This window comes from Streptomyces sp. NPDC059452 (assembly GCF_042750035.1).
Taxonomy (GTDB): Bacteria; Actinomycetota; Actinomycetes; order Streptomycetales; family Streptomycetaceae; genus Streptomyces.
This window is the reverse complement of record NZ_JBHYVE010000017.1, coordinates 41,789-52,205: the sequence shown is the minus strand read 5'-3', so window position 1 is coordinate 52,205 and position 10,417 is coordinate 41,789. Positions and strand designations below refer to the sequence as shown.

Below are 10,417 nucleotides of genomic sequence, written 5' to 3'. Positions count from 1 at the left end.
GGGGTTTGTGGGGGGGGCCCAGGCGCCGGTGTTTCGCGGCCGCCCCGGCCGGTCACCAAAAGTTGGTTTGTTTACCCCGCCCGGAGCGACAGGACGATTTTCCCGTCCTGGGACCGATGCTCCGTCAGACCGGCTGCACCACACTCGCTGTGTGATCGAGATTCGGAAACTGACCAAGCGGTACGGGTCGCGCACGACCGTGGACGACCTCACTTTCACCGTACGGCCGGGCGCGGTTACCGGCTTCCTCGGACCGAACGGCGCGGGCAAGTCGACCACGATGCGGATGCTGTTCGGCCTGACACGACCGGATGCGGGTGCGGCCCTTGTCAACGGCCACCCCTATCCGGACCTCGCCTTCCCGGCCCGGCGTGTGGGCGCGCTCCTGGAAACATCGGCCCCTCATCGGGGGCTGACCGCAGCCGGTCACCTCGGCTGGATCGCCAGGAGCAACCGCATTCCGCGCAGCAGGGTGGGCGAGGTACTGGACCAGGTCGGTCTGGCTGACGTCGCCCGCCGCCGTATCGGAGGCTTCTCCCTCGGTATGGCCCAACGCCTGGGCCTGGCAGCCGCGTTGCTCGGCGACCCGGAGATCCTCGTCCTGGACGAGCCGGTCAACGGCCTGGACGCGGAGGGCATCCGATGGCTGCGCCGACTCCTGCGGGCACGGGCCGAGGCAGGCGGCACCGTCCTGGTCTCCAGCCATCTGATGACGGAGATGTCGCTGGTCGCCGACCATCTGATCGTCGTCCACCAGGGCCGGCTGCTGGCAGACACCGGGATGGCCGACTTCATCCGGCTTCACGGCCGCCCACACTTGCGGGTCCACGCGTCCGACGTCAACCGGCTCGCCTCCACCCTGAAGGACCACGGGGCCACCGTGCGGGTCACCCACGACGGAGGCATCGAGGCCCGAGGGATCACAGAGGCCGAGATCAGCCGCCTGGCCACCGAGGGTGGGCATGGAACGGCCCGGCTGGGGCCGACGGACGGATCACTGGAGGAGACCTTCCTGGAACTCATCGACCAGCACAGCACGGGCCACCGGACCGGTCCGGAGACGAGGAACAGTCGTGTCTGAGACGACAGCGGCCCTGGGGGCCGAGTTCAGCAAGCTGCGCGGCATTCGTTCCACCTTGATCACGCTCCTCGCCTTCGGGCCGGTCACTCTCCTTCTCGCCGGGCTCGGCGGGTGGTCCGCGAAGGGGGCCATCGACTCCGACAGTCCCGCTCTGCGCGCCGACTTCACGCCTGAGCAGGCAGGCTTCGACGGCATCCTCTACGGTCAGCTCGCCCTCGTCGTCTTCGGCGTCCTGGCCGTCACCAGCGAGTACGGCTCCGGCATGATGCGCATCTCGCTGCTCGCGGTGCCCAAGCGGGGGCGGCTCTACGCGGCCAAGATGGCGATGACAGCGACCGCGGCGGCAGTGGTGGCCGTCCCGGTCACTGTCCTCAGTTACCTGCTCACCCAGTCCGCGCTCGGCCCGCACGGATCTTCGCTCACCGCCGACGGCGTGCCCGCCGCCCTGGCCGGCTCGTCCGCCTACCTGACGCTGATGTGCCTGTTCGCAGCAGGCATCGCAGCTGCGGCCAGGAACGCCGTGGTCCCTTTGGTCATCCTGATCCCGATGCTCCTCGCCGGCACCCACATCCTGTCGATCATCGGTGCGACCAAGGAGATCGTCCGCTACTTCCCTGACAAGGCAGGCAGCGAACTCCTCACCGTCGGCTCCGGCGACACCGTCTTCGGACTCACCGTCCTCGCCGCCTGGACCGTGGCGGCCCTGGGCGCGGGCTACCTCCGTCATCGGCGCTGGGACGGATGACAGGACAGAGATGAGGCGCCCGTCCCGCGACAGTGGGACAACCTGCGTCATAGATTCCTGGTGATCCCCGGCCGAACAAGATCGGCCCGCATCCCGTTCGCCGGTATCGGCCTCGATCTGACCGCCGCCCGCCGCCCGGTGTACGTGGACCGGTGTACGTGGACCGGCCGGGCGGCAGCCTCGCTCTGATCGCGTGCAGCTCCACCTTCCTCCCCGGGCAGGAAACCTCCTGCCCTTCGCCTGACCTGCGGGGAAGGCCAGGCCTCAGCCCGCTCGGGCACAGCGCGGTGTTGGACGTCACATCGTCTCAGCTGGATCTGTTGCGTGAAATCGACGGCGAAACGGCGAAAGCGGGCTGCGAGCGCGTCGGGCTGAGGCCCGAACTCTGGTGTCCACTCGCACGAACGTGGTCGGTCATGGCCCTCACCTGCTGCGCAGCCCCGGACCACGGGGCGGAGATCCGCGACCGGCACGGTCTGCACCGCTTTCGGTCGAGGAGCATGTCGGATCAGCCGTTTCCCGAATCAAGTACCACGTGCGGCCGAGCCGAACTGGGATGCTGCCCCCGGCGACCGCATGGTCGGCCGAGGACCGTCCAACCAGGAAGGGGGAACCATGCCGGAGGAGATCCGGGTGCTGATCGCCGACGATCAGGCGCTGCTCCGCGGGAGCTTCCGTGTTCTGGTGGAAGCGACACCGGGTATGACGGTCGTCGGCGAAGCGCCCGACGGAGCCGAGGCCGTCCGGCTGGCCCGGCAACTGGTTCCGGACGTCGTCCTGATGGACCTACGCATGCCGGTGATGGACGGCATCGCGGCCACACGCGAAATCTGTTCGGCCCGAGCGACGGAGACCGTACGCGTACTGGCCCTGACCATGTTCGACATGGACGAGTACGTGTACCCGGCGCTGCAGGCCGGGGCCAGCGGATTCCTCCTGAAGGATGTGTCACCGACGGAGCTGCTGGCGGGGATTCGCACGATCTCCACCGGCGAAGCCGTCCTCGCCCCGACCGTCACCCGCCGACTCATCTCCACGTTCTCGCAGCAGCAGGTCGACAGGCCGAGGCCGGCACCACTGCTCGACAAGCTGACCAAGCGGGAACAGGATGTCCTCGTGCTCGTCGCCGAAGGCATGTCGAACTCGGAGATCGCCGAACGCCTGGTGATCACCCTGGCCACCGTGAAGACTCACGTCAGCAGCCTGCTCGCCAAACTCGGTGCCCGTGACCGCGCCCAGCTCGTCATCGTCGCGTACGAGAGCGGTGTGGTCGAGCGCGGAGCCTCGGGACGGTCACCGAATCCTCCAACCAGCCGGCGCCGTTGAGGACAGTCATCTGCCCCAGCCTCCGAAGCGAGCAAGCAAGCCGTCGGGGATCTCGGAGTATCCCAGTGCGGCAGCATGATCAACGGGCATGCTCGGGTGGTTCCGCCGACCGGGCCCGGAGGCCGGCGGCCCTCTTGCAGGACCGCGAAAAAGATGACGGGGGGCAGGTGCACCCACTGCGTCAGTCGGGGAGATACCCCACAGCATGCGTGTCCAGGGTGATCGAAATAGGCGGCTCCGTCCCCCCGGGCGGCGTGCAACAGGCGGGACAAGCCTCCCCTGTCCGGAGCGGTCCCGTCAGCGAATTTCGATCACACTGTCCCTTCGACGGCGGGCCCTCTCGTACGCACTGGGCGTGCCGACGCGACTTTGACCGCGTGAGGCTCCGTACCGGTGGAGTCGCCGCGTACTACGGGAAGCCACTCTGTGCCGGAGTTCAGGGTGCCGAACCGACGTAGGGCCGTGACGCTCCGGGCTCCCGGCCTGCGAATCCTCTTGGGCTGCCCAGGTTCGTCCGAGGGGCGGAAGCGGTGTTCTCTCATCCCTTCAGCCGTACCGGCAGCTTCTTCACGCTGTTCCCCACGAACGAGGCGTGGCGCGGCAGTTCCGGCTCCGGGACCGCGAGGTCCAAGGACGGGAAGCGGGTGAAGAGCTGTTCCAGGGCCGTGGTGCTCTCCAGGCGGGCCAGGGGGGCACCCATGCAGTAGTGCGCCCCGTGGCCCAGGGAGAGGTGGCGGGATGTGGTGGTGCGGGTGATGTCGAAGCGGGGCGCGTCCGGGCCGTGGGCCTGTGGGTCGCGGCCGGCCGCCGAGTAGCCCGCGAGGACCGGGGTGCCCTGAGGGATCACGGTGCCGTCCAGGGTCAGGTCGCGGGTGGGGTAGCGGAAGGGGAAGTAGCTGACCGGGCTGTCCCAGCGCAGGGTCTCCTCCACCACGTCCGCCCAGCTCGCCCCGCCGGAGAGGACCAGGTCGAGCTGGTCCCGGTGGGCACACAGGGCGCGTACAGCGTTCGTGATCAGATTCAGCGTCGTCTCGTGCCCCGCGATGATGGTCAGCATCAGCGTGCCGATCAGCTCGTGCGGGCTGAACCGGTCGCCGTCCTCCTCGCGGGCCGCGATCATCGCGCTGGTGAGGTCGTCCCCCGGGGCGGCCGCCCGGGCCGCCGCGACCGCGCTCAGGACCTCCACCATCTCCCGGTTGGCCGCCATCGCCTCGGCCGGGCCGATGTCCGTGGCCACGATCTGGTTGGAGAGGTGGTGCAGCCGGTCGTGGTGGGCCTCGTCCACGCCCAGCAGTTCGCAGATGACGCCCATCGGCAGCGGCAGCGCGAAGTGGGTGCGCAGATCGACGACGCCTTCCTCGGTGGCGGCCGCCTCCAGGCCGTTCAGCAGGCGGGATGTCAGCTCCACCACGTAGGGGCGGAGTTCCTCGACCCGGCGGGCCGTGAACGCCTTGCTCATCAGGGAGCGCAGCCGCCGGTGGTCGGCGCCGTCCGCGGTCGTCATCCCCTGCACCGTGGCGAAGGTCTTCAGCGGCCAGCCGTCGGCGATCTCCCCGGCCTGGAGCGCGGCGAAGTGCTGTGCGTTCTTGGCGACGTCGGGGTGTGCGAGGAACTCCTTCAGCGCGTCGTGGCCCAGCACCGCCATCCCCCGCACCTCGCCGGGGAGGACCACCGGGGTGACCGACCCCTGGGCCAGCAGCCGGGCGTTGGCCGCGTGCGGGCAGCCCCCCGCCGGGTCCAGGCGGTGCGGACGGTCGGTCGCGGAGTTCAGCGGTGATGTGTTCAACGGGGCTCCAAGTCTTCGGGGGGAGAGAGCGAGAGAGCGGGCTTCGAACGGTCAGTGCTGGTGGGGCGGTGGTTGTACCCCGGTTCGGTGCCGCCATGTCGGGGCGGGGGCCTCGGTCGCCGGGGGAGGCACCGGGCCCTGGGGCAGCTGTGGCGAGGTGAAGCGCACGGGCAGCGTGCCCAGTCCTTTGCTCCACGGCGAGTTGACCCATGTCAGGTCGGCTTCCGGGACGGACAGTTCCAGGTCGGGCAGGCGGTGCCGGATCGTATCGACCGCGGTCCGGGTGATCAGCCGGGCCGGGTCCTGGGCGGGGCAGGTGTGCGGGCCCGCGCCGAAGGCCAGATGGGAGCGGTTGCCGACCACCGGGGCGCCGTCGGCCGGCAGGATCTCCGGGTCCGCGTTGGCGGCGGCCAGGCCCAGGATCAGCATGTCGCCCGCCCGGATGTCCTGGCCGCCGAACCTCATGTCGCGGGTGGCGTAGCGGGCCGGGAAGTTCTGGGTGGGCGGGAAGCGCCACAGGACCAGGTCGAGTGCGTCGTCCACGCTGAGGTGGCCGCCGCTCAGCGAGGAGCGCAGCGCGGGGTCGCAGAGCAGGATGCGCAGCGTGGTGGCGATCCAGTTCACCGTGGTCTGGTTGCCCGCGACGAACATGACCACCAGGTTGTGCAGCACCTCCTCGTCGGTGAGCCGCGCCGGGTGGTGCAGCAGGGCCGAGACGATGCCGTCGCCCCCCACCCGCCGCTTCTCCTCGATCAGTCCCGCCAAGATGGCGCCCATCCTGCGGCTGGCGTCCCCGGCGCCTTTGGTGGCGGAGACGAGACCCCCCATCGCCTCCACCAGCTCCCGGCCGGTCCGTTCGTCCACCCCGAGCAGCCCGGCGATCACCCGCATCGGCAGCATGCGCGCGTACGAGGCGACGAGGTCGGCCTCGCCGTGGGCCGCGAATCCGGCGATCAGGGCCTCGGCGGTGGTTCGTACGCTGCGGCGCAGCTCGTGCCCGTTGATCCCGGCCAGCGCGTCGGAGACGGCGGCGCGCATCCTGCGGTGCTGCTGCCCGTCCGCGAAGAGCAGCGCGGGGCGCCAGCCGACCATCGGGAGGATCGGTGACTCGGCCGGCACCCGGCCTTCGCGCAGCAGGCTCCAGCGGCGCGGGTCGTGGGAGAAGTCCTGCTCCTCGCGGGTGAGCCGGAGCAGTTCGCGGTGGCCCAGGACAAGCCAGGCGTCGATGCCGGGGGCGACGGACACCGGCGCCACCGGGCCGTGTGTGCCGCGCAGTTCCTCGTACAGCGCGGGCATTGTGTTGCCGTCGAGGTCGGGCCCGTACAGCGCGGTGGCCGTGGCGGGGGCGCCGGTCACGGGGCAGCGGACGGGTGATCCGGCCATGGGGTGCGGCGTGCTCATGAGGACTCCGTGGCGACGTGGATGAGATGACGGACCAGGGCGATCAGCGCCCGGATCGATGAGGCCCGGTCCCGTGCGTCGCAGGTCACCAGCTGGGTGTCGGGCAGCAGATCGAGGGCCGTACGGATGTCGTCGGCGTCGTGGCGGGGGCTGGACGGGAAGACGTTGACGGCGACCGCGAAGGGCAGATCCAGATCCTCCAGATTGTCCAGCGCGTCGAAGGAAGCGGCCAGGTCCCGGCCGTCCACCAGGGCGAGCGCGCCGAGCGCCCCCTTGGCCAGGTCCTGCCAGGCCGGAAGGAACCGCTGCTGGCCCGGCGTACCGAACAGATACAGGACCAGGTCGCCGTCGATGGTCAGCCGGCCGAAGTCGAGGGCGACCGTGGTGGTCCTCTTGCCGCTGTCCCCGGTGTACGGGTCCGTCCGGACGCCCGCCCGGGTCATCGACGCCTCGGTGGAGAGCGGTTCGATCTCCGACACCGTACCGATCAGCGTCGTCTTGCCCACCCCCAGCGGGCCGACGACCAGGATCTTCGCCGCGCCCGACACGTTCGAGTCGAGGTACTTGCCGTCGGCCGCGGCGGGCGGCGGGGCGGCCTCGGCCGGGGCTTCAGAGACAGCTTTCGAGACCATGGAGAACCTTTCTGAGCATGGTCACATCGGCGTGTTCGGCCGGCGGGATGGGCGGCCGGGTCACGATCAGCCCCCACCGGAGGAGATCGGAGAGCAGCACCTGCGCGACCGACGGCGGCTGGCCGAGGTGGGCGGCCACCTCCGCCACCGAGATGAGCCCCTCGCAGTGCTTCAGGATGGCGAGATGCTCCGGCTGGAGGGTGGCGGGGAACGCCGCCTCCGCCGTCATCACCAGGGACTCCCAGGACAACGGCTCACCCTCGGACTCCGTGCGGCCGCGGGTGATGACATAGGGGCGGATCGCCGAGGCCCTCGGCGCCTCAGGCCGCTCGGCCATCACGTCGCGGCGGCCTCGTCCCGGGGCAGGCTGCTCAGGTGTGCGCCGATCTTCGCCACCAGCAACTGCATCTGCTGGGCCACCAGACCCACATCGGCGTCCGGATCGGTGGCGACCCCCAGGTGCGCGCCCACCCCGGCATGGGTGAACAGCACGAACCCCTGGTCGGTCTCCAGCATCAGCTGGCGTGTCCGGGCGTCCCGCCCGAACAGCAGCGCGCTGGTGGACCGGCCCGTCATGGTCATCGCCGCGCAGGCCGCCGAGAGCGACTCCGCGTCGGCGACGCTCAGGGCGGCCACCGGACCCGAGAGGTTCTCGGCGGAGGCGTGCCCGAGCCGCAGCCCGTCCTCGGACACCACCACGGCGTGCCGGACGCCGGGAATCTCGGTGAGCGGGCGGAGCATCCATCCCAGGTCGGGCAGTCGGGTGATGGTTCCGGTCACGGTCGGCCTCCGGCGTGCTCGTGCGGGGTACGGGGCAGGGACGGTCCGCCCTGCGGGGGCGGCGCCTGTTCGGGGTCGCCGTCCGCGTCGACGGCCGACCGGCCACGCAGCGTCCCGGCCACCACACTGGCGATCGAGGAGCGTGCCGCCTCCGGCGTCCAGGGTTCGGCGGGAGCGGCGGCGGGCAGCGGGGCGGGTGCCGAGTGCCGTGCGACGGTCGCGGCCCGGGCGACACCGCGCCGACTGCGCCGCCGGGGCAGGCCGGCCGTCGTCGGGGCGGGTACTCCGGCGGGCTCGGGGGCGTCGTCGCGTACGCCTGCCGGGGGGACCGCGGGCCCGACGGGCTCGGCCGGTTCGATCGCCGGGCGGCGGTGTGCGGCGGGCTTCGGCAGCGGATCGGTCAGCAGCCGGAACGGTACGAACATCACTGCCCGGGTGCCGCCGTACGCCGAGGACCCGCTCAGCTCCACGTTGAAGCCCAGCTCCCGGCTCCAGCGCCCGGCACACGCCAGGCCGAGCCGGGGCACCGCACCCAGGCGGGTCAGGTCCAGGTCGTTGCGGAGGTGGCCGAGGGCCTGGTGCAGGACGTCCGGCGGCATACCGAGCCCGGCGTCGTCGATCTCGATGACCGCACCGGAGCCCACCTCCCGCACGCTGACGACCACGGGGGAGCTGGACGGTGAGAACACCGTGGCGTTCTCCAGCAGTTCGGCGATGGAGTGCATCAGCCCCTCCACCGCCGGGGGCACCGCGTACAGGGTCTGACCGCCGTGCACCTCGATCCGCCCGAACTCCACGATCCGGGACTGGGCGCCCCGTACGCAGTCGTAGAGCGAGACCGGCCGGGTCTCCCGGCGGGCGGGCCAGATGCCGCACATCACCAGAAGCGTCTGCGCCTTGCGGGTCATCTGCGAGGCCGCGTGGTCGGCCTTCATCACGTTGGCCATCAGGAGGGGGTCTTCGATGGAGCGCTCGACCTCGTCCAGGACCTGCTGCTGCACGGTCGCCATCACGTGCATGGTGCGCGCCACGGATTCGAAGGCGGCCTGCACCGAGTCGCGCAGGGCGCGCTCGCGGTGCACGGCCGTGTCCGAGCCGAGCGCGACGACGACCGAGTCCAGCGCCCGGGCGAACTCCTCACCGGTCTTCTCCGGCGGCGTCATCGGCCCCGGTACGCCGTCCAGCCGCTGTCCGGTGTGCAGGCGCTCGGCGATGGCCGGGACGCGTACCGCGGCCAGATGCGCCACCTCGGCGCCCCGGGCGGCGGCCACTCCGGCCTCCCGGGCACGGTGCGCGCGTTCGGCGGACAGTCGCCGGGTGAGGATCACCACGCGGGCGGTCAGCAGGACGACGGCCGCGGCACAGGCTCCCGCGAGGGCCCGGTGCCACGTGGTGTCCGCGGCGACGGCGAACCACCCCGCACAGGCGGCGGCCGGCAGGGCGATGGCCCATCCGGCGACGGCGGCGCTCGCACCGGGGGCGCGTCCCGGCTCCCTCGACGGCCGGCTCACCTCGGCGGCCCCGACCTGACGACCCTGCGAACACCGGTGCCAGCCACGAGAAGCGAAACCTTTCACGACATGTCGAACCCCCGTTCGGGGGCTGGGAGCATGCAAAGCGTAGGTCAACTGGCTTGAATTGTTGAGGTGTTGATCCTTTTCAGCCACACTGGGCGGCCAGGAATGGCGCGTTGACGCCCCTGAGTCGTCCATTCCGGTCCGCCGTCCGTAGGCGACCGCCAACAGGCTGGACGAGCCGCGTGCGAGGCACGGGACGCGAGCGCTCCCCGATTGCCCGACGGTGGACAACCTGGCCGCATAAATTGCTTTCACCTCGGGTAGGGGCTGTGGAAAGCTCTCGGAGACTGGAATTCAGGACCGCAAATAAATATCGAGTGAGGCAGGTCATGGTGGAAGGTAACGCCCGGCAGAGGCACCTCGAATCCTTGTATCTTCAGGAACGTTTTGATGCCAAGCTGGCGAAGATCGACGAAGTCGAAAGTTTTGACGGATTACATGGTGTCGAAACAAGCGTCCCCGTGGAGCCCTGGGATGTCCAAGAGGCCAGTGAAGCGACCCTGATAAATAACTCCCGCTATTCGCCTACGCCAGTTCAAACGATTCGGCAGGCTATTGCGGAATCCTCCGTTCGGTATGAGGAAATGTCTTTTGTGGACTTCGGTTCCGGGAAGGGGTGGGTCATGCTTGTGGCTTCCGATTTTCCCTTCAGGAAGATCATAGGTGTCGAATTTTCCAAAGAGTTATCCGTGGTGGCGAGGAGGAATATTGAGAACTACAGATCGGATTCTCGGAGGTCTGGCCCCATCGAGGTGCACTGCCTGGACGCCAGAGACTTCGTAATTCCTGATGACGCAAGCTTCTTCTATTTCTATGAACCATTCACGGCGGCTGTTGCCGAGCAGGTTCTCCTGGGCATTGATCATTCGATTCGCCGGTGCCCGCGTAAGGCGGTTCTGTGCTTCGTGGGAAGGGATTTGCTGCCCGTTATTGAAGGGCGACCGCTGTGGGCGCTTCGTAAGACGCTCAAGTCCCCGGATGATTCGTACTATGATGCCCGACTCTATGTGAACACCATGGAGGGAGAATCCCCGGGCGGCTGCAGTTCGTGACAGATGAAGTTCCTGGTCAGGCAGTGGCTTCGGCGTC

The 10,417-nt window shown here is 69.6% G+C and carries 10 protein-coding genes; 4 read left to right on the top strand and 6 right to left on the bottom strand.

Annotation, left to right across the window (positions count from 1 at the left end; genetic code table 11):
- Positions 1–151: 151 nt before the first annotated feature.
- The 3 genes from ACFW9Z_RS22360 to ACFW9Z_RS22350 all read left to right on the top strand — a co-directional run bounded on the left by ACFW9Z_RS22360 (position 152) and on the right by ACFW9Z_RS22350 (position 3,152).
- Positions 152–1,081, top strand: a complete 930-nt coding sequence (locus tag ACFW9Z_RS22360; protein ID WP_384643690.1) for an ABC transporter ATP-binding protein — start codon at positions 152–154, stop codon at positions 1,079–1,081.
- On the top strand, positions 1,074–1,826 hold the full coding sequence (locus ACFW9Z_RS22355; RefSeq protein WP_384643687.1) for an ABC transporter permease: 753 nt from the start codon (positions 1,074–1,076) through the stop codon (positions 1,824–1,826). The genes ACFW9Z_RS22360 and ACFW9Z_RS22355 overlap by 8 nt, the downstream gene beginning before the upstream one ends.
- Before the next feature lie 615 nt (positions 1,827–2,441).
- Positions 2,442–3,152: a response regulator gene (locus ACFW9Z_RS22350; RefSeq protein WP_384643684.1), complete on the top strand. Its 711-nt coding sequence runs from the start codon at positions 2,442–2,444 to the stop codon at positions 3,150–3,152.
- A gap of 538 nt (positions 3,153–3,690) precedes the next feature.
- Here ACFW9Z_RS22350 and ACFW9Z_RS22345 read toward each other — a convergent pair.
- The 6 genes from ACFW9Z_RS22345 to ACFW9Z_RS22320 form a co-directional block, all read right to left on the bottom strand.
- On the bottom strand, positions 3,691–4,938 hold the full coding sequence (locus tag ACFW9Z_RS22345; RefSeq protein WP_384643682.1) for a cytochrome P450: 1,248 nt from the start codon (positions 4,936–4,938) through the stop codon (positions 3,691–3,693).
- A 51-nt stretch (positions 4,939–4,989) separates the two neighbouring features.
- Positions 4,990–6,339: a cytochrome P450 gene (locus tag ACFW9Z_RS22340; protein WP_384643679.1), complete on the bottom strand. Its 1,350-nt coding sequence runs from the start codon at positions 6,337–6,339 to the stop codon at positions 4,990–4,992.
- The gene (locus ACFW9Z_RS22335; RefSeq protein ID WP_384643871.1) at positions 6,336–6,887 is read right to left on the bottom strand and encodes an ATP/GTP-binding protein; all 552 of its coding nucleotides are present in this window, start codon (positions 6,885–6,887) and stop codon (positions 6,336–6,338) included. Before ACFW9Z_RS22335 ends, ACFW9Z_RS22340 begins: the two co-directional genes overlap by 4 nt.
- A 61-nt stretch (positions 6,888–6,948) precedes the next feature.
- Entirely contained in the window at positions 6,949–7,308 is a 360-nt protein-coding gene (locus ACFW9Z_RS22330) for a DUF742 domain-containing protein (RefSeq protein ID WP_384643676.1), read from the bottom strand.
- Positions 7,308–7,751, bottom strand: a complete 444-nt coding sequence (locus tag ACFW9Z_RS22325) for a roadblock/LC7 domain-containing protein (protein ID WP_384643673.1) — start codon at positions 7,749–7,751, stop codon at positions 7,308–7,310. The genes ACFW9Z_RS22330 and ACFW9Z_RS22325 overlap by 1 nt, the downstream gene beginning before the upstream one ends.
- The gene (locus ACFW9Z_RS22320; RefSeq protein WP_384643670.1) at positions 7,748–9,262 is read right to left on the bottom strand and encodes an ATP-binding protein; all 1,515 of its coding nucleotides are present in this window, start codon (positions 9,260–9,262) and stop codon (positions 7,748–7,750) included. Before ACFW9Z_RS22320 ends, ACFW9Z_RS22325 begins: the two co-directional genes overlap by 4 nt.
- Before the next feature lie 383 nt (positions 9,263–9,645).
- Between ACFW9Z_RS22320 and ACFW9Z_RS22315 the strand changes: the two genes are divergently transcribed.
- Positions 9,646–10,380, top strand: a complete 735-nt coding sequence (locus tag ACFW9Z_RS22315) for a class I SAM-dependent methyltransferase (RefSeq protein ID WP_384643668.1) — start codon at positions 9,646–9,648, stop codon at positions 10,378–10,380.
- Positions 10,381–10,417 lie beyond the last annotated feature (37 nt).

Coding starts and splice junctions, on each gene's coding strand:
- ACFW9Z_RS22350 (WP_384643684.1), top strand. CDS start 2,442: ATGCCGGAGGAGATCCGGGTGCTGATCGCCGACGATCAGGCGCTGCTC.
- ACFW9Z_RS22340 (WP_384643679.1), bottom strand. CDS start 6,339: ATGAGCACGCCGCACCCCATGGCCGGATCACCCGTCCGCTGCCCCGTG.
- ACFW9Z_RS22330 (WP_384643676.1), bottom strand. CDS start 7,308: ATGGCCGAGCGGCCTGAGGCGCCGAGGGCCTCGGCGATCCGCCCCTAT.